This window comes from Paenibacillus sp. 11B (assembly GCF_030487755.1).
Taxonomy (GTDB): Bacteria; Bacillota; Bacilli; order Paenibacillales; family Paenibacillaceae; genus Paenibacillus; species Paenibacillus vandeheii.
This window is the reverse complement of sequence record NZ_JAUKNS010000003.1, coordinates 392381-417743: the sequence shown is the minus strand read 5'-3', so window position 1 is coordinate 417743 and position 25363 is coordinate 392381. Positions and strand designations below refer to the sequence as shown.

25 protein-coding genes and 1 tRNA gene are annotated in these 25363 nt (G+C 48.7%); 20 read left to right on the top strand and 6 right to left on the bottom strand.

The genetic code is table 11. The features are described 5' to 3' along the window. Positions 1-294: 294 nt before the first annotated feature. Both Q0V21_RS16895 and Q0V21_RS16890 read right to left on the bottom strand, forming a co-directional pair. Positions 295-1137, bottom strand: coding sequence for a 1,4-dihydroxy-6-naphtoate synthase (locus Q0V21_RS16895; RefSeq protein ID WP_079349846.1), 843 nt, complete (start codon positions 1135-1137; stop codon positions 295-297). After that, positions 1134-2006, bottom strand: a complete 873-nt coding sequence (locus tag Q0V21_RS16890; RefSeq protein ID WP_301879784.1) for a futalosine hydrolase — start codon at positions 2004-2006, stop codon at positions 1134-1136. Before Q0V21_RS16890 ends, Q0V21_RS16895 begins: the two co-directional genes overlap by 4 nt. A gap of 491 nt (positions 2007-2497) precedes the next feature. On the opposite strand from Q0V21_RS16890, the gene Q0V21_RS16885 reads away from it, so the two are divergent. The 10 genes from Q0V21_RS16885 to Q0V21_RS16840 all read left to right on the top strand — a co-directional run bounded on the left by Q0V21_RS16885 (position 2498) and on the right by Q0V21_RS16840 (position 13365). Next, positions 2498-2887 carry a GntR family transcriptional regulator gene (locus tag Q0V21_RS16885; protein WP_024633463.1) on the top strand — a complete coding sequence of 130 codons (390 nt, stop codon included), beginning with the start codon at positions 2498-2500 and terminating at the stop codon, positions 2885-2887. Next, complete coding sequence (locus Q0V21_RS16880; RefSeq protein WP_079349845.1) at positions 2880-3782, top strand: ABC transporter ATP-binding protein; 903 nt, start codon at positions 2880-2882, stop codon at positions 3780-3782. The genes Q0V21_RS16885 and Q0V21_RS16880 overlap by 8 nt, the downstream gene beginning before the upstream one ends. After that, positions 3757-5778: a hypothetical protein gene (locus Q0V21_RS16875; protein WP_079349844.1), complete on the top strand. Its 2022-nt coding sequence runs from the start codon at positions 3757-3759 to the stop codon at positions 5776-5778. Before Q0V21_RS16880 ends, Q0V21_RS16875 begins: the two co-directional genes overlap by 26 nt. A gap of 548 nt (positions 5779-6326) precedes the next feature. Next, positions 6327-7121: a hypothetical protein gene (locus tag Q0V21_RS16870; protein ID WP_301879780.1), complete on the top strand. Its 795-nt coding sequence runs from the start codon at positions 6327-6329 to the stop codon at positions 7119-7121. A 200-nt stretch (positions 7122-7321) separates the two neighbouring features. After that, positions 7322-7831, top strand: a complete 510-nt coding sequence (nikR, locus tag Q0V21_RS16865) for a nickel-responsive transcriptional regulator NikR (RefSeq protein ID WP_079349842.1) — start codon at positions 7322-7324, stop codon at positions 7829-7831. Positions 7832-8148: 317 nt separating this feature from the next. Then, positions 8149-9792, top strand: coding sequence for an ABC transporter substrate-binding protein (locus Q0V21_RS16860; RefSeq protein WP_079349841.1), 1644 nt, complete (start codon positions 8149-8151; stop codon positions 9790-9792). Between the two features lie 53 nt (positions 9793-9845). Next, the gene (locus Q0V21_RS16855) at positions 9846-10829 is read left to right on the top strand and encodes an ABC transporter permease (RefSeq protein WP_218671927.1); all 984 of its coding nucleotides are present in this window, start codon (positions 9846-9848) and stop codon (positions 10827-10829) included. Continuing rightward, the gene (locus tag Q0V21_RS16850; protein WP_301879779.1) at positions 10826-11815 is read left to right on the top strand and encodes an ABC transporter permease; all 990 of its coding nucleotides are present in this window, start codon (positions 10826-10828) and stop codon (positions 11813-11815) included. The genes Q0V21_RS16855 and Q0V21_RS16850 overlap by 4 nt, the downstream gene beginning before the upstream one ends. 1 nt (position 11816) lies before the next feature. Further along, positions 11817-12773 carry an ABC transporter ATP-binding protein gene (locus Q0V21_RS16845; RefSeq protein ID WP_079349838.1) on the top strand — a complete coding sequence of 319 codons (957 nt, stop codon included), beginning with the start codon at positions 11817-11819 and terminating at the stop codon, positions 12771-12773. Then, positions 12763-13365: an ABC transporter ATP-binding protein gene (locus tag Q0V21_RS16840; RefSeq protein WP_079349837.1), complete on the top strand. Its 603-nt coding sequence runs from the start codon at positions 12763-12765 to the stop codon at positions 13363-13365. The genes Q0V21_RS16845 and Q0V21_RS16840 overlap by 11 nt, the downstream gene beginning before the upstream one ends. Before the next feature lie 194 nt (positions 13366-13559). On the opposite strand, the gene Q0V21_RS16835 is transcribed toward Q0V21_RS16840, so the two are convergent. Together Q0V21_RS16835 and Q0V21_RS16830 are read right to left on the bottom strand one after the other, a co-directional pair. After that, complete coding sequence (locus Q0V21_RS16835; protein ID WP_079349836.1) at positions 13560-14756, bottom strand: MalY/PatB family protein; 1197 nt, start codon at positions 14754-14756, stop codon at positions 13560-13562. A gap of 360 nt (positions 14757-15116) precedes the next feature. Then, complete coding sequence (locus Q0V21_RS16830) at positions 15117-17117, bottom strand: alpha/beta hydrolase family protein (protein ID WP_079349835.1); 2001 nt, start codon at positions 17115-17117, stop codon at positions 15117-15119. A 345-nt stretch (positions 17118-17462) separates the two neighbouring features. Here Q0V21_RS16830 and Q0V21_RS16825 point away from each other — a divergent pair, with 345 nt between their 5' ends. The 7 genes from Q0V21_RS16825 to Q0V21_RS16795 all read left to right on the top strand — a co-directional run bounded on the left by Q0V21_RS16825 (position 17463) and on the right by Q0V21_RS16795 (position 21600). Then, the gene (locus Q0V21_RS16825; protein WP_079349834.1) at positions 17463-18020 is read left to right on the top strand and encodes an STM3941 family protein; all 558 of its coding nucleotides are present in this window, start codon (positions 17463-17465) and stop codon (positions 18018-18020) included. Between the two features lie 38 nt (positions 18021-18058). Further along, positions 18059-18925, top strand: a complete 867-nt coding sequence (locus Q0V21_RS16820) for an aldo/keto reductase (protein WP_079349833.1) — start codon at positions 18059-18061, stop codon at positions 18923-18925. 181 nt (positions 18926-19106) lie between these two features. Then, positions 19107-19517, top strand: a complete 411-nt coding sequence (locus Q0V21_RS16815; RefSeq protein ID WP_079349832.1) for a GntR family transcriptional regulator — start codon at positions 19107-19109, stop codon at positions 19515-19517. Then, positions 19510-20208, top strand: a complete 699-nt coding sequence (locus Q0V21_RS16810) for an ABC transporter ATP-binding protein (protein ID WP_079349831.1) — start codon at positions 19510-19512, stop codon at positions 20206-20208. Before Q0V21_RS16815 ends, Q0V21_RS16810 begins: the two co-directional genes overlap by 8 nt. After that, entirely contained in the window at positions 20205-20945 is a 741-nt protein-coding gene (locus Q0V21_RS16805) for a hypothetical protein (protein ID WP_301879778.1), read from the top strand. Before Q0V21_RS16810 ends, Q0V21_RS16805 begins: the two co-directional genes overlap by 4 nt. A gap of 152 nt (positions 20946-21097) precedes the next feature. Then, positions 21098-21268 carry a hypothetical protein gene (locus Q0V21_RS16800; protein ID WP_301879777.1) on the top strand — a complete coding sequence of 57 codons (171 nt, stop codon included), beginning with the start codon at positions 21098-21100 and terminating at the stop codon, positions 21266-21268. After that, positions 21262-21600 (top strand): hypothetical protein, encoded by a 339-nt coding sequence (locus Q0V21_RS16795; protein WP_301879776.1) that lies wholly within the window; start codon positions 21262-21264, stop codon positions 21598-21600. The genes Q0V21_RS16800 and Q0V21_RS16795 overlap by 7 nt, the downstream gene beginning before the upstream one ends. 107 nt (positions 21601-21707) lie before the next feature. Here Q0V21_RS16795 and Q0V21_RS16790 read toward each other — a convergent pair whose 3' ends face one another. Next, positions 21708-22601, bottom strand: a complete 894-nt coding sequence (locus Q0V21_RS16790) for a WYL domain-containing protein (RefSeq protein ID WP_079349828.1) — start codon at positions 22599-22601, stop codon at positions 21708-21710. Then, positions 22549-23904, bottom strand: a complete 1356-nt coding sequence (locus tag Q0V21_RS16785) for a helix-turn-helix transcriptional regulator (RefSeq protein WP_079349827.1) — start codon at positions 23902-23904, stop codon at positions 22549-22551. The genes Q0V21_RS16790 and Q0V21_RS16785 overlap by 53 nt, the downstream gene beginning before the upstream one ends. Positions 23905-24144: 240 nt before the next feature. Between Q0V21_RS16785 and Q0V21_RS16780 the strand changes: the two genes are divergently transcribed. From Q0V21_RS16780 to Q0V21_RS16770, 3 genes are all read left to right on the top strand, one after another. Continuing rightward, positions 24145-24214: transfer RNA gene (locus tag Q0V21_RS16780), tRNA-OTHER, on the top strand. Then, complete coding sequence (locus Q0V21_RS16775; protein ID WP_443146150.1) at positions 24191-24472, top strand: hypothetical protein; 282 nt, start codon at positions 24191-24193, stop codon at positions 24470-24472. The genes Q0V21_RS16780 and Q0V21_RS16775 overlap by 24 nt, the downstream gene beginning before the upstream one ends. Positions 24473-24498: 26 nt before the next feature. Continuing rightward, entirely contained in the window at positions 24499-25299 is an 801-nt protein-coding gene (locus Q0V21_RS16770; protein ID WP_301879775.1) for a nucleotidyltransferase domain-containing protein, read from the top strand. Positions 25300-25363 lie beyond the last annotated feature (64 nt).

The following is a 25363-nucleotide window of genomic DNA, read 5'->3' as shown; positions in this document are numbered from 1 at the left end:
AGAGTCACGCTAATGAGCGGATTTCCACAGACACTGGAATCTAACGAATTTAAGGAGCGTTATTTCGCCGTTTCTTTTGTTTATTTTATGTTTTCGCAGAGGTTTACCGGAATAACGTTACTGAGGTTCGTTAGTATCGCCATTCCGCTCGATCCTGCTTAATAAGGTGTTACCGATTCGTTAGCGCATTAGTCACGAAGATTATCAGCACGGAGACGGTACCCAACAGAACTATAGGAACGAGATTTGGCACAGCCTCATTAATATTTTGCATTTCTGCCGGGTGAGCCAGAATTAGATCCGCAATAAATCGAGATCAAACTCGGGAACAAGTCCTTCTTTCATCGCTCGTCCAAGCAACGCTGTAATTGCGCCGTAACCGTCATCACCCAGGTTGGCACTGAACTCGTTAACATACAAGCCGATATGCTGCGCAGTTACATCAGGGTCCATCTCTTGTGCATGTTCCATGACGTATGTTTTGGACTCTTCCGGATGTGCCCAAGCGTATTCCACCGAGGCACGTGCCCAACCTGCAAGAGCGTGAGCATCCAGGTTGCGACGGGCAATGATTGCTCCAAGCGGAATGGGCAGGCCAGTGTCGCTTTCCCACCAGTTACCGAGGTCTGTCATAAGCTTGAGATCATAGTTCTGGTACGTGAAGCGTGCTTCATGGATAACCAATCCGGCATCAATCTTGCCGTCACGGACAGCAGGCATAATCTGGTCGAATGGCATAACGACAATCTCGCCTACACCGCCGGGAACATTTTGTGCTGCCCAGAGACGGAACAGCAGGTAGGCTGTTGATCGTTCGCTCGGTACGGCAACTCGGCGTCCCGAGAGATAGGCCGGATCGGTTGTGCCGTTAGCGGTCAGAACCAGTGGACCACATCCTCTGCCAAGTGCGCCGCCCGCAGGCAAGAGCGCATAATCATTCAGCACATAAGGCAGCGCTGCATAGGATATTTTCATGACTTCAGGTGTATCTGGTCCATCCGGATTAGCGGCAAGGCCGTTGGTAATATCGATGTCCGCGTAACGGACATCCAGCTCAGGTGCACCTGGAATCAGTCCATGCACCCAGGCGTGAAAGATAAATGTATCGTTGGGACAAGGGGAAAATGCAATTTTCATGATGTGAGTACCTCCCGTAAAATGGAACTTGCAGCCTGGAGCGCATCTAGGGCGTCCTTGATGCGCCAGGCGTCGCGGTCGCGTGGACCGACCGCGTTGGATATGGCCCGCAGTTCGAGTGCAGGCACGCCGAACTGCTGGGCTGCTGTTGCCACGCCGAAGCCTTCCATGCCTTCGGCGGCGGCATCCGGCACGCGGCGCAGCAGCTCCGCGGCCGTCTGGGCAGTTCCGGTCGCCGTGGATACGGTGACCGCCGTGCCTCCGCTGACAGCGAGCCCTGCCCGCTGCAGCTCGTGGCGCAGGCGTGCGGCAAGCGCCGCGTCCGCCGCCACTCGGGACGAGCCGAAGCCGAGCTCGTCCACGCTTAGGAAGCCGTCTGGCGTCTGCGAGCCCAGATCGGCGGCAACCATGGCGTCGGCTACCACGAGGGAGCCGACGTCCGCCCGGCCGGGGAACCCGCCGCCGATGCCGGCACTGACCACCAGCGTGTACGCTGGGGTCAGTCCGGTCCCGGCAAGGGGACCCGGCCTTGAGGATGCGGCAGATGCCTGTGCCGCATCGGTTTCGCTTTGCGCGGCGGAGCCTTGCGCCAGCGCCTTTGCGCCAGCCGCTGCTATGGCAAAGGCCAGCGCGGCAGCGGTTCCTGCTGCGGCAGAGGCAGGGCCTACGCCCGCAGCAATCACGTCAAAGTGCACAGCTTGGTCACCCAGGCCGCGCAGTACAGCCTCTTTTTCCGCATCAACGGCGGTTACGATTAATACACGCTTTATTTCAGCTGCTGACGCCGAGTATGTTTCTGGGCTGCTTGCCCTATTTGCAGTTTCTAGGTGATTAAATTCTATAGAATCATTCTGGTTCTGTTCATTCATCCCGGATTCTCCCTTATGAAGTGTTAGATTCAAAGCTCTAGTAGGCAATATGTACGCATATAGCGGACGCTGAGAGCACTGTACAGACAACAAGCGAAGCGAGCAATGAACAAGCACATATTTCTTTTCCATCATACCGGAAGGGCAAAGATCAGAACAAGTTTTGAACGTATTTAACCCGAAAAGCAGCTTGACTAACTGTAACAACATTCGGCATGACCACACCCATCACTCGAACTTATCTGACGCTTCACAATGGCCTGTCTTAATTGCAGAATGATTTATTTCCTTTAACCTCATATGTCATTTCAATCATATATAAACCTAACGCGAAAAATACGATAAGTCAAAGTAAATGGTTGACAATCTGTATCAACTGTATTAATAATGATAGTACAGTTAATACACCTTGGTGTTGGAACCAATATACTTCATATACAGTCATCGTTCTTCAATAGGGTATTACTACATTTTCAGAGAGGAGGTGCGGGATGTTCGAATTGGATGTACGCAGCCGTAAGGCGATCTATGAGCAGCTGGTGGACAAAATCAAAGAAATGATCGTGTACGGTGTTCTCCAACCCGATGAGCAGCTGCCTTCCGTTCGCACGCTGTCCGGGCAGCTTACTGTTAATCCGAATACGATTCAGAAAGCGTACCGGGAACTTGAACGTGAAGGCTATATTTATTCATTACAGGGAAAAGGGAGCTTCGTATCATCGTCCGTGGAACATCCGAATGCAGCCATGAGAGATGAAATCAGAGCGGCTCTGGTGAAGCTGATTGCGGAAGCATCGTATTCCGGTTTGACCAAAGCCGATATGACGCTTTTATTTGAGGAAGCGATGGCCCGTATAGAAAAGGGGGAGCCGAATGATTGAGCTGAACCAGGTCATCAAAGCGTTTGAACAGGAAAAGGCAGTGGATGGTGTAACGTTGCAGGTACATAAGGGGTCCATCTATGGTTTGCTTGGTTCCAATGGGGCAGGCAAGACGTCTTTGCTCAAAATTATGGCAGGCATCTATCGACAGGACAGCGGCACGGTTCGCATGGATGGGCAAGAAATATATGAAAATATGGATCTCAAGGGCCGCACCATTTTTATGGCCGATTCCCCATACTTTTTCCCACAATCGTCCATCCATCAGATGGCGGCCTTCTATCGTACGGTATATCCGCGTTGGAATGAGGAGAGATTCGTACAGCTCAGCAGTGTATTTAAACTGGATGTCAAAAGAAAACTGCATCGCATGTCCAAAGGCATGCGTCGTCAGGCAGCCGTATGGCTTGGACTCAGCTGTATGCCTGAAGTGCTGCTCATGGATGAGCCGATCGATGGTCTTGATCCCGTCATGCGGCAGCAGATCAAGAATCTGCTGTTCCAGGAAGCAGCGGAGCGTCAAGTGACGATTCTGATCTCGTCCCACAATTTGCGTGAGATTGAAGACCTGTGCGACCATGTTGCCATCATGCATAAAGGCCGGATTATCGTAGAGAAAGATCTGGATGATCTGAAGGCGGACACGCATAAAATTCAAGTGGCTTTCCGTCATCCAGATCATGCCAAGGCAATGGATGAACAGGTGAATATTTTACATGAGGAGAAGCGGGGGAGTGTATCCCTGTTTATTGTGAAGGGCAATCGCGAGGCTGTGACGGAACGATTCCGTGCATTGGATCCGTATCTGCTGGATGTGCTGCCGCTGACGCTGGAAGAAATATTTATCTATGAAATGGAGGATGCAGGATATGATATTCAACCGATTGTTCTGTAACCGGGGCATCCTGTTCCAAAATTTCAGGCAGCATGGGTGGATCGGCATCTTGTACCTGATCACGTTGTTATTTTCACTACCGCTTTATATCGCGACGGTATATCGGGAAGTACCTCAACAGATAACGAGTTTGTTTCAGGCGAATGGAGAAGTACAAATCCTGTTTGCTATTACGTTTCCGGTAGCTGCGGGCATATTTTTATTCCGTTATATGCAGTCCGGTCCGTCTTCGGATCTATTCCACAGTTTGCCGCTGCAACGAAAGCATCTACTCACGGTGAATCTGTTGACTGGGTTCGTCATGGTTTTGGTTCCGGTCTGGATTACCACGGCAATAACGGGCTGGGTATGGGCAGTACTGGATCAACCAGCCTATATTTTCGGTGGCAGTGAAATCTGGATGTGGGGCCTCAGTATGAGCATTTACTCGCTGTTTATGTTCATGATGACCGTAGTGGTAGGCATGTGCATTGGCCAGTCCGTATTACAGGGGCTTACCGTGTATGGGATTTTATTAGTGCCCGTCATTGTCTGGTTCATTTTCTCGCTGCATCTGCAAAACCATCTTCTCGGATATGCTTATGACGACGTTCGCTTTAATGCAGAGAAACTTTCACTTGTCCTGCGTATGGGTTCCATCAGCACGGCTCCTGTAATTCGTGCGGAACTTATCATTTATTCGGTTTTAGCCATTTTGTTCATCCCGTTAGCTTATGTATTTTATGCTAGAAGACAAGTGGAATCTGCCACTCAGGCAATCACGTTCCCTATTGTAAAACCAATATTCCGTTTTGGATTTATGTTTACTCTTGTTCTAATCGGTGGGGCCTATTTCACTTCGATCGCGCCCAGGGCATCTGTTGGGTGGGACGTGTGTGGTTACATCCTTGGTGGAATTGTGGGCTATATTGGAGCCGAGATGATTATCCGCAAAACCTGGCTCATTTGGACCAGGAAGCTGGTCCCGAAATTGGTTCTATACGGCTTTGTGGCTGGTTTGCTATTATATGTACCTGTCGCTGATTGGAACGGATATGCCGCTCGTGTGCCTGATATAAGCAAGGTCAACAGTATTAAGCTTGGCGGAGATCGTTACATTTATAGCAATGGTATTAACCAGAAGGTGGATGATAGTTCATTCTATTCGAATGATCCGGAATATGTGGAAGCAATCATCAATCTTCATCAAAAAATTATTGATACCGATTTGCCTTTGAGAGATCCAGTTAATCCGGATGATGATTATGACGAGGTATTTATTAACTACAAATTGGAGAACGGCAGGGTGATGAAACGTAGATATAACATTCCCGAAACCGAATTCCACAAGGAATTGATGGCTGTAAAACAGACAGAGGACTACAAAAGGGTTGCCTACGATACGTTCAAATTGGATGAGGATGCGCTGAGTATTGGACTGCGCTCAAGTCTCAGTACATTTCGTAAGGTATACATTAGTAATCCCAAACAAGTCCGTGAGTTCAAGGAATTGTTGAAACAGGACATCTTGGATCAGACCTATGAAGAACAGAGCACTCCGTGGCAGCCAATTGTATACGCGGAAATGAATCAGAATTCAACATCTACCGATCCTTATCAATCGAAGGAGATGTGGAATTTTGACATTAAACCGAGTTATAAGCGAGTGCTGGCATGGTTGAAAGAGAACAACTTATACGACCAGCTTCAAGTTCCCGTAGACGAAATCGCTTCGGCGCAATTTGTGAAACAGGAGATTGATAGTCCGGGCAAGGCGAAGTGGGTTTACTCTGATTCGGATTATATCGAAGTGAATTCAAGCGGTAATAAACAGATCGCAACTAAAAACAAAAAAATAATAAGCGGTTTGCTTCAACGTCAACGATCCGGATATCGGACAGAGAAGGATACGGTCTATCATATCAAGCTTAATTTCATTCGTGGTGAAGATGTGTACATGATACTGAAAGAAGAAGACCTGACAGAAGAGATGAAAGCCATCCTGGTCGGACAGTAAGACAATCTTTAAGCGGGAAGGGTTCTCCCGATAAACATGTAGATTTCTCAATCTGACTTGACCAGATACACCGTATGGAATATATTAGAAAAAGGAACGATTCGATTCGAAATTGATGACTGTTTCAGCGAATCCCATATGGAACGGCTTATGAGGGAAGCACCCGTAAGAGCAGGCAATACGCCTGACTTGCGGGTGCTTTTTTTGTTTTTGCCGACCTTTACAGATTAAGGGGTTGTGATTGAATCATATCGAATCACCCTGCATAGAACATCCAGCAGGTTACTATCTATTCATATTGAAGGGAGCAGAAGAGAATGCAAAATGGAGTTTTGGAGGACAATGCAAGTCATCAGGCGGGTCTTTGTTCGTGTTTAACACAAATCAGGGAACAGGGCATAATTGAGGCGAATGAAGACAAGCAACAGATTATGAATCAATCCCGGATGAGGAGCTTGAGCAATCATAGTCTCATGAGCAACCGATACGGGGCACGCCCTAACCTTCTTGCTAACATATGGACCCGTATGAGCTTGGGACTCATAATCATGTTCAGTATGAGTGTAATTTATTATTCCTCCATAGCTGAAGCGGCGGCGGGTCCTGAGCTTGGTGTAACCGCACAGAAAGCATGGGAGACGATACTGAACAAGGCTGATTCACAGACCAAGTTGTCCCTGCAACGAGCGTACGAGAATGTAGGGAACTGGACGACGCAAGAGCAATCTTGGGAACAAAAGACAAAGACCATTCATGCCGCCAATACCAAGGAGCTGGAGCAATTACGTATAAATATAAGGCAAATCGATGATGTAAAGATCGCGGGTCTAGCCGAAAAGGTAAAACAAACCGAGGTCCGCTATGAACCCTTGTTTGCCTTGTACAGTTCAGTGAACAGGCAGCTCGACGCCGCCAAAGCGATCAAAAACAAGGAATGGAGTGCGGCTATTCGCACCCAAGCGGATACGTTGAAACCTGTTGTTCAGCTTGCCCGAGAAGACATTCGTTTCAAGAAAAAGGAGCTTGCCGAAGCCCGCAAACGGAAAAGTACAGAAGTGAAACGACTGCGCGCTTTACTGGCTGGAGCCGATCAGGTGAAGAAGCAGATTCAAACGGGCAAAAAACAGGCGAGCCTGTCGAAAGAGCGATATTCAAACGCGTTGCAGCAGTTCAAACAGAGTACGAAGCAAGGCCAGTCCTCACGTGTATTAAGCTCGCTAAACTCCTTGGCTGCAGCGGCAGAGAAATGGGCAGGCTCCAAACAACATATTTATACACTGGAACAGAAGGTAAGTGCTACCTATGCGAAAGTCAGTCAGGAACTGACCAAGAGACCTAAATAAAAGTACACCATATCAAAGCGCCATAAAAAACATCATAACAAACATCATAACAAACATCATAACAAACATCATAACAAACAACCTATCTCACCGTACTGTACTATAGCATCCTTTCTGCCACTACCGAGAATTAACAGTATAGTCGATGAGAAGACGGGACTATGGTACACTCGAAGCAAACGAGGCGGCAGGAGGATATGATGGCGGACAAAGAAGATTTGACCCGGTTCGGTGTGGCATTTCCCACACCTCTGATTGAACAGTTTGACAGGTATATCGAAGAGCAGGGATACAAAAACCGTTCGGAAGCTTTCCGTGATTTGGTCCGCAAAACATTGCTGGAGCCTTCTGCATTGCATGCCGAGCAGGATGTAGCGGGAACTATTGTGATGGTGTATGACCACCATATCAGTGATCTCCCTATTCGGTTAATGGAGCTGCAGCATGAGGCGCACCATGACATCATCTCCAATATGCACGTACATCTGAACCATGATCAGTGTCTTGAGGTCATTGCAGTGCGGGGTAACTTAGGACGATTGCGTCATCTGCATCAGCAGATCCAGGTTCAAAAAGGAGTACTGTATGCAGAGCTGTCTGTAACGTATGTGGATGAGCTTAACAAAATGGCAAGCCATCAAAGTCACAATTATGATCATAGTCACAATCAACAAAGTCCTCATCATCATTCTGATTCTTCATCGGAGTAAATTTGAATTTTCAACAAGCTATTCATCGGCTTTAGCCGGCTTTTTCCCATAGCCCGCAGTTAGAACAACAGATTATTGGTCCAATACCGATAATCTGTTGTTTTTATTTTGTTATAATACCTCACTTCAAACGGTGAATCACCTTGCCTAAATCCCTATGCATCCCTATGAATCTCATTTTAATTCCCTGTAAATGAAAATAAATGGATTTTGAAGTCAAGTTTGTTGACACAATAAAACTGTTTTGTGCTACAATTTTCAAAAAAAGTAACACGGAATTGGATTGGATAGTGAAAAATAAAGGGGGAACAGCGTAGATGCGCGGATTTTCATGGGGGAAACGATCGGTTAGAGCGGGATTAGGCATTTTACTTATATGTACCGTTGGGCTATCGGGATGTACACAGGGGACATCCTCAACAATAGAGAACGCCCAGCAGGAGGCTTCACTTCCCAAAGACGAATTGGTGCTGGCCGTTGGCACGGAACCGGAAGGTGGATTTGATCCAACTACGGGTTGGGGACAGTATGGTTCGCCGCTCTTCCAGAGTACCTTGCTGAAAAGGGATGCCAAGCTTCAACTGGTCAATGATTTGGCTACAGACCATTCCGTTAGTGAAGATGGGCTGACCTGGACCGTAACACTACGGGATGATGTAAAGTTCTCCGATGGCGAGCCACTGACGGCCAAAGATGTCAGGTTTACGTTTGAAACGGCTGCCAAAAGCGGATCGGTCATCGATTTGACCAATATGGCTAATGTGGAAGCCTCAGATGCGACAACGGTCGTCTTCACATTAAAGTCGCCTCAGTCCACATTTATCAGTCTTCTGACTACACTCGGTATTGTACCTGAGCACGCCTATGGTTCTGATTATGCCGAGCATCCGGTTGGGTCTGGTCCTTACAAGCTGGTTCAATGGGATAAGGGTCAGCAGGCGATCGTTGAGGCGAACGAGCAATACTACGGGAAAAAGTCTACATTCCACAAATTGACGTTTCTCTATCTTGAGGAGGATGCAGCCTTTGCGGCGGCGCAGGCCGGTACAGTTGATATCGCGGCTATCCCGGCTGCGTTCAGCAAGCAGCAGGTGAACGGAATGAAATTGGAATCGGTAAAAACAGTTGATAACCGGGGCATCATGTTCCCGATGCAACCCTCAGGCGCTAAGTCTGGTGACGGCCTGCCAGCAGGTAACGATGTTACGTCCGACATCTCCATTCGCAAGGCGGTGAATGTAGTAATTGACCGAACTGCTTTGGTAGAAGGAGTACTGGAGGGGCACGGTCGTCCGGCCTATTCGGTCAGTGATGATCTGCCTTGGGGTAATCCGGATTCTGTATTCGCAGATGCGGATGTGGCTGAAGCGAAGCAGATTCTGGCTGATGGCGGCTGGGTGGATACAGACGGTGATGGAATTGTGGAGAAGAACGGCACGAAGGCCGAGTTCAGTCTGCTTTATTTTGCAGGGGATTTAACGAGACAATCACTGGCTCTGGCTGCTGCGGATATGGTGGCTCAGGCTGGGATCAAGATCAATGTGGAGGGCAAGAGCCGGGAAGAGACAAAAAAGCTGGCCTACACCAATGCCGTATTATTTGGCTGGGGAAGTCATGATCCGCTGGAAACCTACAACCTCTACAGCAGTACCCATAAAGGCGAAGGGTATTACAACACTGGATTGTACAGTAATCCAACCGTGGACCACTGGATGCAGCAGGCCCTCCAAGCGACAACGGAAGAAGAGGCATTGCCCTTCTGGCAGAACGCGGAGTGGGATGGATCGACAGGATTCAGTTACCAGGGAGATGCGCCATGGGCATGGCTGGTGAACATTGATCATCTGTATCTGGTGAAGAATGGTCTGAATATCGGTGAACAGCAGATCCATCCACATGGTCACGGCTGGCCGGTGACATCCAACCTGGAAGAATGGTCCTGGGATGACGATTTGAAATAGAAACTCTGTGGTAGTTTTAGCTTGGATTGGGGAGAGATTAGATGGAGGACAGGATGGGGTGGGCCAGATTTGTCGGATTTAAAATGCTGCGGCTTGTATCTTTGCTGGCAGGAGTCAGCGTGGTGTCTTTTATATTGATGCAATTCTCTCCAGTGGACCCGGTGGAGGCCTATATTGGTGGAGACATGATTAGGGTGAGTGCAGAGCAGCGCAGTCTGATTGAAGAACGTTGGGGGCTCAATGACTCACCACTAGAACGGCTGTTTACTTGGGGAAAGGCGCTCCTTCAGGGGGATCTGGGAACATCGATGATCTATAGGCAGCCGGTTGCAGACATCATCCAGGAACGGTTCATGAATTCTGTCGCTCTTATGGCGGTAGCATGGATGTTATCTGGTCTGATTGGTTTCGGCCTGGGTGTCGTTGCTGCCATGAAACGGGATTCGCGGCTGGATCGTCTGATCTGTTGGTACTGTTACACACTGGCTTCCACACCGGTATTCTGGATTGCGCTGTTACTGCTCATGGTATTCGGTGTATGGCTTGGCTGGTTGCCAATTGGACTTGGTGTACCTGCGGGTATGGCAGCAGATCAAGTGACGTGGGGGGATCGGGCCATACACATGATTCTGCCTGCGCTGACGTTGAGTCTGACGGGCGTCGCCGCCATTGCCTTGCATACCCGGCAGAAGCTGGTGGATGTGCTGGACTCGGATTATATTCTTTTTGCGAGGGCGCGAGGTGAGCGAGGTATGCAACTGTTTCGTCGTCATGGGTTCAGGCATGTCGTACTGCCAGCTCTGACGCTGCAATTGGCTTCATTTAGTGAATTGTTCGGTGGGGCTGTACTTGCGGAGCAGGTGTTTTCCTACCCCGGCCTGGGGCAGGCCACGGTTCAGGCGGGATTGCGCGGCGATGTGCCGCTGCTGCTTGGACTTGTGTTGTGCAGTGCGATATTTGTGTTTACAGGCAATATGCTGGCTGATATTTTATACCGGTTCATTGATCCGCGCATGAAGGAGGAGACGATAGGATGAAGCAAACATTGGAACGTCCCTCCCGACCTGCGGCTCAGACTGCACAGCATCCGAAAGCTAACTCTGCCAAAAGTGAGGCGGGGAACAAGAGAAGTTGGAGGTCAGTACGTCCACGTACCCATGGTCGGAAAGGGTATCCCGATCCCGGCGTCAGCATTCCACGTTTCCGTAATCCGCGCAAATGGGCGCTCGTTTGGGGCAGCCTTGGCGTGATCTGGATTGCCATCGTGTGGCTGACAGGCAGACTGCTTCCCGCTGAATCGACGCTGACCTCCTTGATGGATCGGAATCTGGCCCCAACTTGGGCACATCCTTTTGGTACGGATTGGCTGGGACGTGATATGTTTATGCGCACCTTAAAAGGATTGGCAACGAGCATTCAGGTGGGATTGCTTGCGGCTTGCGGCGGCGGGTTTATCGCGCTGGTATTGGGTCTGGCTGCTGCTTTGGGAAAGACTGCTGATCGGGTCATCTCATGGATCATTGACCTCTTCCTGAGTGTTCCTCATCTAGTCTCGCTGGTCATGCTGGCCTTTGTATTCGGTGGAGGTTTGCCTGGGGTAGCGTTAGCAATTGCCCTGACTCATTGGCCGAATCTGGCCCGGATTGTCCGGGCAGAGATGATTCAGCTAAAATCAGCAGAGTATATTCACATTTCACGCAGGTTGGGTCATTCGCGAATACGTATTGCGGTGCAGCACATGCTGCCGCATCTGATTCCGCAGCTGTTCGTGGGTGTGCTGCTGATCTTCTCTCATGCCATTCTGCATGAGGCAGCGATTACGTTTCTGGGGCTGGGGCTGTCGCCGCAGCAGCCAGCGATCGGTATTATTTTGTCAGAGTCGATGAGATATTTGTCCGCAGGCATGTGGTGGCTGGCCTTTTTCCCGGGACTCGCATTGTTGTTGGTTGTTCGTGCGTTTGATGTACTGGGCGGCAGTCTGAAGACATTAACGGGTACCGGCAGTTCAAGGGAGGTAGGATAACATGGCTCTTCTGGAAGTGCAGGGCGTATCGGTTTCATTCCGACGTGCGCGGGGATGGTTTGGGCACGAGGAGAACCTTGTAATTCAGGATCTGGATCTGTCTGTGAATGAAGGCGAGATTGTAGCGGTCGTAGGGGCAAGTGGATCTGGCAAAAGTGTGTTGGCGCAGGCGATCATGGGCATTCTTCCTGCCAATGCCAAGCTGGAGGGCCGGATAAGCTATGCGGGCGAACCCTTAACCCTGGAGCGACAGCTTCATCTGCGTGGAGATGAACTGGTGTACATTCCGCAATCAGTCAGTTATTTGGACCCGTTATTGAAGGTAGGCAGGCAGGTTCATCCGGTAAGCCAAAAGTCAGGACGAAAGCATCGATCGACATCCCGATCCGTAATGCAAAAAGCAGAGCAGGAACTGATGGGACACTATGGATTACCACAGGGCACCTCGGGCAAATATCCGTTTGAATTATCAGGCGGCATGGCTCGACGCGTGCTGATGGCAACAGCCACTTCGGGTGAGCCGAAATTGATTATTGCTGATGAGCCAACACCTGGCATACATCCCGAAGTGCTGGCTGAAACGATGAAGCATTTTCGTCAATTGGCCAATGAAGGTGTTGGCATCCTTTGGATTACCCATGATATTACGACTGCCCTGACGGCAGCTGATCGCATATCCGTATTTTACGCAGGCTCCAATGTAGAGACGGCGCAGGTTTGTGATTTTACAGGTAAGGGCGAACGGTTACGACATCCATACACGAAAGCGCTCTGGAGCGCTTTGCCGCAAAACGAATTTCAACCTCTGTCGGGTACCCAGCCTGTAGCAGGCCGGCAACGGTTAGAAGGATGCTCATTTGCACCACGCTGCATTGGAGCGACCACGGATTGCACGAACGAACGTCCTGAGCTGCGCAAGGTGCGCGGTGGGGAAGTGAGGTGCGTTCATGCCACTTGAGGCTCGAAAGACAAGTTATCGTTATAGTAAAGACGCTTGGGTATTTCAGAATATAAGTCTGGAAGTACAGCAGGGGGAAGCCGTTGGCTTGTGGGGGCCCAGTGGTTGTGGCAAAACAAGTCTGGGACGTATCCTTGCAGGTTATGTGGAACCGTTGGCAGGTCAAGTGCTGCTGGATGGGAAGCCGCTTCCCAAAACCGGCCCCTGTCCGGTGCAGCTTGTATTCCAGCATCCCGAGAAAGCGGTAAATCCTCGCTGGCGGATGCACCGTGTCTTGAAGGAAGCAGCGATTGAGGATGAGGGTCTGCTCAATGACTTGGGGATCCAAACGAATTGGCTGGAGCGGAGGCCCGGTGAATTGTCAGGCGGCGAATTGCAGCGCTTCTGTGTAGCGCGCGCACTCGGCTCAGCAACTCGATACGTGATTGCCGATGAGATGACCACGATGCTGGATGCGATCACCCAGGCACAGATCTGGCATAGCGTGATGAACATTGCGCGTCAGCGTAATCTGGGACTGCTGATTATCAGCCATGATAGAGAGTTACTGGACAGGTTATGTGATCGGATTATTCCAATGCCAACATCGTAGTATGCTGGATATCAGTATTTTGCATCATTCGATTTCTATCACTAATGGGTACAAATTATAAAAGGGGTGTCCGGGTAGTCCATCATGACATTAATCATGAAAATGACTACGGGACACCCTCTTTACAATTTTAACGAACTATACAGGCTCTATTAGCTGAAATTTTGAAAATATAGCTTTGCACCTGATTGAACTCATTCCGCCGACAGCCTACCCACCAGCACTGACAATCTGCGCATGGCTTCTTCTACTGTTGAACGTGGGCAGGCCACATTCATGCGCATGAATCCTGTACCTTCCACTCCGAAAATGCTCCCATCATTGAAAGCGAGTCCCGCTTCCTTGAGCAGCATCGTACACAGTTGCGCATGCGGGATATTCAGCTTCCGGAAATCCATCCACAGCAGGTAAGTTGCTTCTGGAAGCTGGATTCCGATTTGCGGCATATGCTCCGCGACGTATTCTTGCACGTATTCCATATTTCCACGGATATAGGCAAGACAGTCATCCAGCCATTCTTCAGCGCCATTGTAAGCCGCTTCGGCTGCCACTGCTCCCAGCGTGCTGATGTTGGCAAGCCCCATTGTTTTCACGCCCTGCATGAATGATTCCCGCAGCTTGGCATTTGGAATGATGATATTGGAGGTACAGAGGCCGGGAATGTTGAACGTTTTGCTTGGTGCTGTACAGATGATGCTGAGATCAGCGATAGCTTCGGAAATAAGAGCCAGTGGCGTATGTGCACCGTGTTGGTGGACGAGATCGGCATGAATCTCATCCGAAACGATGAGTATATCATATTGCACGCAGAGTGCAGCAAGGTTCTGAAGTTCTTCACGAGTCCATACCCGTCCGACCGGGTTGTGAGGACTGCACAGAATCAGCATTTTGACCCGACCCGTCTTCAGGCAGGATTCCAGATGCTCCAGATCCATAGCGTAATGTCCATCGTTCTCCACTAATGGATTGGTCATCAGCTCTCTGCCCTGACCGCGGACCACTTCATAGAAGGGGGCATATACCGGAGTCTGGATTACTACCGCATCTCCCGGGTCAGTGAAACGTTGTACAGCAATGCTGAGTGCAGGCACAATCCCCGGGGTGAATACGATCCATTCATCGTTAATACTCCAGTTGTGACGCCGATCCATCCATCCCGATAGCGCTGCGTGATACGCATCTGTCCTCACCGTATAGCCAAAAATCCCATGCTCCATTCGAGTCTTCAGCGCCTGAATGACCGATGGTGGAGCGGCGAAATCCATATCGGCAACCCACATGGGGAGCGCATCTGCGACGCCAAAAATCTCTTCAAGCGCATCCCATTTCTCTGATCCTGTGGAGAGCCGACTAATCGGCTCGTCAAATGGTTGATTATTGTTCTTGCTCATGACTTGAATCCCCCCTTGATATCCGTTCCTTCGACTACAATCGACAGATTATTATCTAATAAATTGGTTGATTTCGCAACTTGCAACCAGCAGATAGATTCCATTTTGTAAGGGGCTATTTCCAGAACTTTTGTTCATGTGGAAATAATGATTTGAGCGTGCAAAGGGATGCCTCCACGGCAGTAACTATCCCAAACCCAAATGTGAACACAGTAAAAACCACCAGAAAAGGTCAAGATGATGACCCTTCTACTGATGGTTTTTGTTAATTCATTGTTCTTCTTTCCCAGGAAAAGATGAGGAGCAAGAAGAAGTTTAATTATTTATTTTATTTCATAGTTAAGCGATCTTATGATGGCATTACAGATGCTCATTGAACCATCCAGCAATATGCTCCAGTCGACGTACCCTTAAGTGTGGGTGACCTCCGCGGGACAACTCGTGATTGGCTCCCGGGAAACGAACGAACCGAGTGGTCTGTTTGCGTCGCTTTAAAGCAACATACAACTGTTCAGCCTGTTCAATCGGACAACGCAGATCCTGCTCACCATGCAAAATCAGCAATGGCGTGTTGACGTTGCCGACATAGGCAAGCGGGGAGTGTTTCCATAACTTCTCGGTGTCATCCCACGCATTACCGCCAATCTGGTCCTCCGTGAAAAAGAATCCAATATCACTGACCCCGTAGAACGAGAGCCAGTTCGAGATCGAACGCTGAGTGACGGCTGCCTTGAAACGGTCGGTATGTCCAACGATCCAGTTGGTCATGAAGCCGCCATAACTGCCGCCAGTGACTCCAAGACGAGACTCGTCGATAAACGGATACCGGGATAACGCATAATCCATGGCTTCCATCAGATCACGATAATCCCCACCGCCATAGTCACCACGGCAGGCATTCACGAATTGCTGTCCGTATCCAAGGCCACCCCGCGGATTGATGTATACAACAGCGTATCCCTGTGCTGCGAGGATCTGGAACTCATGCATAAACGTAAACCCATACATCATATGTGGACCGCCATGAATTTCAAGGATGGTTGGGACTTTGACACCTTCCACCATGCCAGCTGGTTTCAGCATCCAGCCCTGCAGTCGTAAGCCGTCAGTGGAATCGAACCAGAAGGTCTCTGGTGTGCTAAGCTGAATCTCTTCTTCCAGTTGGGGATTGCTATGGGTTAGTTGTATAGGTTGGGCCCGTGTATCTTCAGGCTGAGTATATAGAAAGAGATCGCCAGGACTTAATACGTCTGCTACGGCAGCCACTATCTGTCCATTTTCCAGTTCCGCAAACTGATAGAACTCTTTCTCGTCCGGCAAGATATATTCGGCATAACTGCCGTCCCTTGCAAACCGGGCAATTCGGACACTGCCTTCAACAGTAGCAAGACAGAGAATGGATGAACCATCACGACTGAACACCGGACCCGTATTGGTTAAGTGAGAGCGCATATCACCGACAAGGCTGTGATTCATCTGTACATCCCAATCCTTGCTCAGACATACGGGTTTGCCGCCTGAGATCGGAAGGGTGTAGAGCTTGACCAGCGTAGCATTTCCATAGGAGCGGTCACTGGCAAGCAGCGCAAGGGATTGTCCATCAGGTGCGTACGTCAGCCGCCCGAAAGAGTATCCTTCCGGGGTCAACTGCTGCATGTCAGATCCGTCAGCCTTGGCACGATACACATGGTTCGTCAGGGTGTAATCGTTATGCTGCTCGCCCTCTTCCGGCAACTGAGCGATCCAGGCAATGGACTCACCGTCCGGCGACCACGCATAGTCCCCAACGTCATAATGGCCTGTAGTTACAGGGACAGCCTCTCCGCCTTCGGCTGGAACACGGAAGAGATGGGTTCGTCTGCCATTCCACAGCCCGCCACTGTCGGACTTCATTCGAATACGATCCACAACAAGTTCTTGCAGCAGTTTTTTATCTGAATCTTCGGTTTCATCTTCGTTTTTCTCGCTCATGTCCACCGATGATTTAACCAGTAAAGTAAGTCCATCCGGCGACCAGAGCAGGGAACTGACTCCATGCTTCAAATGGCTGATTTGCTGTGCTTCTCCACCATCTGAGGCGATCAGCCATACTTGTGTTTTGCCTTCATGCTCTCGTAAAAAAGCAAGCTGTGAGCCATCCGGTGACCATGCAGGAGCATGATCTTTATCTCCAGATGTGAAAGGCCTGTCCTTCTGGTTCTCCAGATGGAGGAGTCTCAGGTGAGAAGAATAACCGTCCCATGCTTCATTTGTTTTTCGGCTTACATATACCAGTTGTCCACCCTGAGGAGACGGAGTTGGATCATTAACCCATGTAATCTGAAAAAGATCTTCCGATGTTATGCCGCGCAGACTGTTCATTGTTTGTCCTCCCACCACGAATCAGAATATGTTAATTTCCTAACCTTTCCATTTATATTAACGGAAAGCATGAGGCAGGACAATACGATTCTGAACGAACGTTTCTTAACAATATCACCTGCACCGAAAAGGAATTATTGGAAGCATGACGAATCCTAATGTTGAATAGTCATGAAATGGACGAAATGTGTCAGAAAATGTTTTTTTAATTTAATTTAATTCTATTTAATTCTATTTAATAAACAATGCCATTTGAGTATATTTGGTAATCAGCTCATTCAATGAGCTGAACCCTGTTTATATAGATCATTCTTGTCTCAGTCACCATGAAGGAGGAGCATCACATTGTCCACATCCTATGATCAACAGCACGTGGAATACCCGAGCCGGATACGCATGGCATGGCTAACAGTGGGGGCGGCAATTTTTGTAGCAGCCGGATTTTTTTTGATGTTTGATGATTCTTCAACTAAGGGATCCGCCATTTCTTCCGTTATAGGCTTGTTCTCCATTTTGTTTTTTGGGCTTTGTCTCTGCTATAGTTTGGTTAAGATGATTAAGAAGGAACCTTCCTTTGTTGTTGATGAGCATGGATTTGTGGATTCCTCTTCTTACACATCGGGAGGGCTAATTTCCTGGAAAGATGTTGAGAATATTTTTATGTATGAATTCATGGGTCAGAAGATGATTGGGGTTAAACTCTGGGACGAAACTGCCTTTCTGGATCGACAGAATGGGATGAAACGCAAATTAATGACGGTCAACAGCAGCATGGTCGATGCTACCGTAAGTATTGTCCAGAACAGCCTCACGTTACCGCTGGATCAGTTGTATACGATGATGGTGGAGCGTTGGAAGCGATCGAATGAAGGCAATAGCTTTGAACTGCTTGATAATGAATAGATAGGGTAGAAGAGCATTCTCAGATTGGAGGAGTATAGATGAAACGAGGAAATCAAGCTCAGGCGATCCAGCTATCCGATGGAACAACACTGCCTGCAATTGGACAGGGAACCTGGTACATGGGTGAGAAGCAATCCAGTCGGAGAGAAGAAGTTCAGGCACTGCGTTATGGGATTGAACGTGGTATGACCGTGATTGACACGGCCGAGATGTATGCGGAAGGCGGGGCAGAAGAGGTTACTGGTGAGGCGATAATGGACTGTCGGGATGATGTATTTCTGGTATCCAAGGTGTATCCTCATCATGCGGATCGGAAGCAAATGATCACCGCTTGTGAGCGCAGCCTCTCACGTCTGGGTACAGATCGCCTGGACTTGTACTTGCTGCACTGGCGTGGGGGTGTACCGTTGCAAGAGACGGTCGAAGCGATGGAACAGCTGAAACAATCGGGTAAAATTCTGCGCTGGGGTGTCTCCAATCTGGACAAAGAGGACATGCAGGAACTATGGAACATTCCAGAGGGTAAACACTGTGCAGTGAATCAGGTTCTGTATCATGCGGCTTCCAGGGGGATTGAATACGATCTCCTTCCCTGGCTACGGGAACGTCATGTTCCTGTGATGGCGTATTGCCCGCTGGCTCAGGGTGGCAGGCTCCGGAAAGAGTTGCTGGAGCATCCAATCATCCTTGATATTTCCCGTGATCGGGGAGTTAGTCCATCACAAATCGCGTTATCCTGGGTTATCAGGGATGGTGATGTACTAGCGATCCCGAAAGCTGTACAGTTGGATCATGTTGCAGAAAATGCGGCGGCGATGCATGTTACTTTGACTCAAGATGAAGTGGTTCGATTAAATGAGGCATTCCCTGCACCTAAGGGCAAAGTGCCTTTGGATATTGTTTAGATAACTTCTGATTAGGTTGGACACCTCATATCATGATCATAGTCAGAAGAATCAAGAGCAGATCTCAGGATCTGTTCTTTTTTTGTGTGTAGAAGGCAATTTAAATAAATGGGCTTTACAACATCAAATCACTAGTGTACTATGTAACTAACACACAGATACAGAGAGGAGCGAGAATATTGTGAGCATCGAATTTGACAACAACTTGCCCATCTACCTGCAGATCATGCAGTACATCAAAAGACAGATCGTAACAGGCACACTTAAGGCAGGCGATAAAATTCCTTCGGTTCGTGAATTGGCGGCCGAATTACAGATCAATCCCAATACGGTACAACGGACATTCCAGGAATTGGAGCGTGAAGAAGTGGTCGAAACCAAACGGGGTCTGGGCCGATATGTGACAAGTGAGGAGTCGAAAATTATGACGATCAAAAAAGAGATGGCTGGCGAATTGCTGGAGCGTTTTCTAACAGGAATGCAGGAGCTGGGCATTGATGAACAGGACATCGTAACCATCGTGGCAGATGCTGTTGCAGACGGTAAGCAGTCACTGGGTCGCGATGGAAGAGGAGGAACATTGAATGAGTAATATTCTTGAGTTGAACAATATAAACAAAACGTATGGCAGCAAGAAGGCCCTTCATGACATCACATTGGATATCGCACCAGGCCGAATTGTAGGTTTGCTGGGCAGCAACGGAAGTGGCAAAAGTACCCTGATGAAGCTGGTTGCAGGTTTGCTGCACCCCAGCAGCGGAGACATTCGCGTAACCGGAAAATCGGTTGGATTGGAAACCAAGTCGCTGGTATCCTTTATGCCGGACCGGCCATTGACCGAGAATTGGATGAAGGTCCGGGATGCAATTGCGTACTACCGTGATTTCTATGCTGATTTTGATGAAGTTAAAGCCAGAGAGATGCTTGAATTTATGAAGCTTGAAGAGGGAGTGCGGGTACGGCATTTGTCGAAAGGCATGAATGAACGACTGCAACTAACACTGGCTCTTTCCCGTAAGGCTCGCCTCTATTTGCTGGATGAACCGATTGGCGGGGTAGACCCGGTTGCCCGGGGCAAAATTCTGGACGCCATTGTGAAGTTCTACGATGAAGACAGCAGTCTGATCATTTCTACGCATCTTGTAACGGATATCGAACGAATTTTTGATGAAGTAATCTTCATTCGTGAAGGTGAAATGGTGATGCGGGAAGAGGTTGAGACCCTGCGTCTCAAGTACGGAAAAAGTGTGGATGAAATGTTCAAGGAGGTCTATGCAGAATGATGACGTTGCTGAAGTACGACTTTAGAAGGAATTGGAACACGCTGCTTGCCGGGCTGGCAGTATTGATTATCGTGCAAATTGGGCTGGCAATGTTCATGTCAGATATAACAGGTAGCGTTATAGGTGTTATGGCATATGTCGGTGTAGGCGTGTCTATTTATGTGAAGATGATTAAGACGTACTGGTCCAATATCCGTTCGTATAATCGCCGTCTCGTTCCCGTAACAGGACTGTCTCACGTTTTGTCTCCTTTAATATTCGGAACGCTTTGCGGGCTGGGAGTGATGGTTGTAGCTGTCATTCATTACTTCATCTTCAGTGCAACGCACACAGATATGAACTTGGCCAGTGCCATTAATATGTCGGGCATTCATGTTTCCGAGATCATTTCCTTGCTGCTGTTTGTCTGGTGGGTAGTATTGTTCATAACCGTCATCATCTTTCTCTCCATATCCATTGGTGGCAGCTTCCGCTTTAAAACAGGGCCCTGGATTAGTATCATTGCATTCTTCGTATTAACCAATCTCATTAGCTGGTTGGAGAATATTATCTTCTCAGGTCGTTTTAACCCGAATGAATTATTTCAGGTCACGGAAAAAAGTACAGGGATCTCTATTACGTCCAATCGGATCTTGTGGTCACAGGGAACATGGTGGAGTGTTATATTCGAAATCATCGTGGCTATGATTTTGGTTGCAGCTGCCGTATACCTGAATAATAAAAAAGTGGAAGTGTAAGTAAAAGTAAAAGTAAAAGTAAAAGTTCTGTCAGCTGCAGGTTGAGCTGACAGTTTTTTTATTTTGAAGCATTTCCCAGTTCTTATACGTAAATAGGGATATATGTCTTTAACAATAAGGGAGAAGGTTTATTTCCTGTAAGGAGGGCTTCCATGGAACTCTATTTCAGAGATAATTTCTTTAATGCAGGGTACACCGAGATTATGAACCATGAACAGGAACAGGAACAGGCGGGTCATCTCGATTTGAAAAGTGCCTTTGGCTCATCGCTTGATGTATTCGATAACTCGGGACTCATTTGCTGTGGTAATTCCGCATGTTAAGTAATCGTTGGGATGTGACCTCAGGCGATGGAAGGGAATGGGGTGTCTTACGGGCGAGGATTAGCTTCTTCAGTAAAAAGTATGAATACGATGCCGGACCGCGTGGTGTGTATGATGTCTCCGCTCCGGCGTTTTCACAGGAATATAATATTACCGGGATGGGCGGCAAAATTGTGGCAAGCTTCAGGCGTACAAATGGCTGGTTCGGTTCAGGTGGGTTTGTGTTAGACAACCAATCCGAACAACTGGATACGTATGAGTTGATTGCCGTTGTGATGGGCGTACATGCAATTAACAAAAGAAGGAATTCAGCTGCCAGTAGCAGTACGTAAGCGTATCATCAAAAGGGCTGCCCCGTCATCTTCATGACTATGGGGAGCCCCTTTGTATATTGTGGAAATTTATCAACAGCTTATCGGCCACTCAGTTGACGTGCACGTTAGGCAGAGTCACTTCCGTCTGCCTCGATGAAAGGCTCCTCCACATGCTGGCTCCGCACTCCTTCATAAGTTCGTTCAGGCTGTAATTCAGTCCCAAATTCCGCATAGCGTGCCAGCACTTTGGCGGCTGTCTCAGACATTCGCGCTCGAAGGGCAGCATTGTCTGCGATCCGTACCCGTTTGCCCAGAAAACGCATTTTGGACAGCACATAATCCATCTCATTCCGAGGAATTGTCAGCTCAATCCGATAGGTTTGTTGTTCTTCTTCATATTCAACCTGCTTCTCGAAGCAGGAGAAGGCGTACAGAATCCGCGACAACTCCTGGTTGAATTCAGGCAGTACTTCAATAGTCACGGTTGTCTTCCTATTCTCCGTCAAATTAGCGATTTTGGTAGCATATTGAGAGGCAATCTCCGATTCAACATTCTGAGCCTGCACCGCAATAATGCTGTGCAGCTTGGTTGACATCAGCTTGCCGAAGCGTGGAGCATACCAGAGCACGTACCATTCCTTTTTGACCATGGAATATTCGAGCTTGTAGGGAAAACCGAACTGATCCTGGCTGATGCGTCCATTGCGCACACGCCCTGTCAAACGAAACCCCTGATGATGCAGAATCAGCTGCCGTAACGGCTTGAGCAGCGGATGAAAAACGCTGTTTTCTTCACTTTTGGCCTTTTCGGTCAGATAATCCTGAAGGTCCAGATCCTGCTCCGCATCCAGCATGTCATGCATTTTGTGCAACGTGTCGGGGTTCAGCGCTTCTGGTGCGGCGGGGTGATTCAGCATCATGCGCAGCCAGGCTCGTTCCTGTGAGGTCCAGGTGAACAGTCCGGTTTCATTCAATCTCGTCATCATCTGATAGTTGAACATCTTCTCGAACAAATTCATAATATTGCGCAATCTCCTTCCATTCCTTAATCATCTCCTGACGCAGCCTCTGTGGAGCGATCACCTCGCAGCTTGAGCCAAAACTCCGAAGCCACGGCTTAATCTCGGTGGTACCGTTGACCTGAATTTCATAGAGAAAGGTATGTTCCGTTTCGGGCGTAATCGTTCCCCATTGACCTTGCAAACGTACCCGATCCAGAATGAAGTTACGCTGGCCATCCCGTGGATGGAAGAATCGGGCTTGAACCGTCACGGTGTTCCCCGTATCCACCAGCCAGCTGTAGCGGCTAATTTCGGCCCACTGCTGCTTCAATTCGAGCATATATTCTTCTTCAATTGCACCCTGTTCCTCCAGCTGCGTAATGCCTTCCATCCGAAATTTCACAAAGCCACGGCGCCCTTGATATCCAATGACATACCAGCGGCCATACTGATGATCATAGACCACTTCAAGCGGTACGATCCGGTTGGATCGTCCGCCTGCTTCCCGTTCAAAGCGTGGATTCGTATTCTGCGAGCTGTAGCTGGACGGTTTTTTGGGTGAATAATACAGGAACTGCACATGTTTTCGTTGTCGAATTGCACTAAGCAGGGTGTACAGATGCGCTTCGTCCAGAATGCGGGAATAATAGTGGTACTTGTATATAAATGGTTCGGTGGCTTCTTCCTGCGGATAGCTTGTTGCAATGGCTTTTTTGAGACTGTCGCGTAATAAATACCCCTGTACGGAAGGAACCTGGGTGTTCGCCATAATATCCACAAAATCATACAGCTCCAGCTGTTCTTCCACGGTTAACCCCGTAAGTACGTCCTGCTGCAAAAGGTAACGATAAGGTCTGCCGCCAGATTCCTTGCGGATGACCCCGACTTCTTCCAGATACTTCAGATCTGAACGAATCGTCTTTTCGTCAGGCAAAGCCAGATCCTCCGGCAGATCAGCGCAGCAGGCATCCAGCAGTTCCATAGCGGTTAAAGCTTGATCCTGTAAGGTATGCAAAAGGACGGATAGACGCTGAACTTCAGTCTCTTTCATTGACTTGGCACGGAATAGGAAGAGCAGCATCGGTTCAGCGGATTCCCCATACTGGAAGCGTACGAGCTCTGCCATTTCTTTATTTTGTTCCGAACCGGTGCGTTGGTCGGCGACGGACTGCATGATTTCTTTTAACCTGCGTTGGGTTTTATCAAAAGTATGTACGGATATGCCGAGCCGCTCGGCGTATTGTTTACGGTTGTACGCGCCACTTGTCAGGGACAACATGCGCAGAAATTGAATTTCTTTGTCAAAGCTCTCTTTAGCCATGAGCATTCACTCCTTGTTATCCCTTCATTGTATCAGGATGAGTGGCCGGTTTCATTTTAAACTTATGGAGGTTGAATCAATTTCATCATACCTTTAGCTGCTTCAATCGTTACAAAACGATGATTTAATGAGTTGTGAAATGGATTCGTCGCCATACTTTTGCCATGTTCGCGTGCAAATGCATGAGGCATAATAAGGTTGTGAAGCGGGGGCAGCAACAAGCTCTGCGGATCAAGATTCCGAGGCGCCAAGGGAGGGTTACTTCGACTGTTAATCGACCAGGTCGTTGGTTCGAATCCAATCGCCTCAGATCATTATGATCACCGATGAACAGCAGAATGAAGGCAGTCCGTTTTATGCCGAGCTTGAACGTTATCGCCGGATGATGAATCCGGAGTTGAAGGCGTTTATCGTGGATATTGCACCTTATCAGCAGGCAATGGTACCACTACGGGATGGTAAAACCTTTTATATCTATGGCTGGAGTGAAACGGTATTGACGTATATTGCCGAGACTGTGGCGGGATATGATACACTCGCTAACCGGGTGCGGGCGATGGATATTTAAATTGGGAAGTGTGGAGGGCAATGAAGATGAATCATGTTCATGAAGAAATGAGAGATACGATTAGACAGCAGCTGAAGCAGATTGAACAGGAGGAGAACGTACGGATCATCTATGCCTGTGAATCGGGCAGCCGGGCGTGGGGTTTCCCTTCACAGGACAGCGATTACGATGTTCGTTTCCTATATGTGAGACCGCTGGAATGGTACTTGTCCATTGAGGATAAAAGGGATGTCATCGAACGCCCGATCAGTGATCAGCTCGATATCAATGGTTGGGATTTGCGCAAAGCCCTGAAGCTGTTTCGCAAGTCGAATCCACCGCTGCTGGAGTGGTTGCAATCCCCGATTCAGTATGACGAACCGTACAGCGTGGCAGAGCATATTCGTGCATTGTCGCCTCTGACCTTCTCACCAAAGTCCTGTATGTACCATTATCTGAATATGGCGAAGGGAAACTTCCGGGATTATTTGCAGGGTGAGCAGGTGAAGATCAAAAAATACTTCTATGTGATGCGCCCACTGCTCGCCTGTGGCTGGATCGAACGTTATGATTCGATGCCGCCGATGGCATTCGAAGAGCTGGTGCAAGAGCTTGTTCCTCAGAGCGGGCCGCTCTATACGGAAATCCATGAACTGCTACGCCGGAAAAAGGCAGGCGAGGAACTTGATCTGGAACCGCAGCTGCCGGCGATACAGGCTTTTTTGGCGGAGAAGATCGCGCATTTTGAACAAATGGCCACTCAGATGGAGAATGAGCAGGTTATTCAATATGAAGAATTGGACCGGATCTTCCGTTTTGCACTGCAAGAGGTGTGGGAGGGTATGTGACCTGCGATTAAGTACGAGGCCGTGCGTATTTACACATCATGAGTCTGAACCGGTGGACCCACGT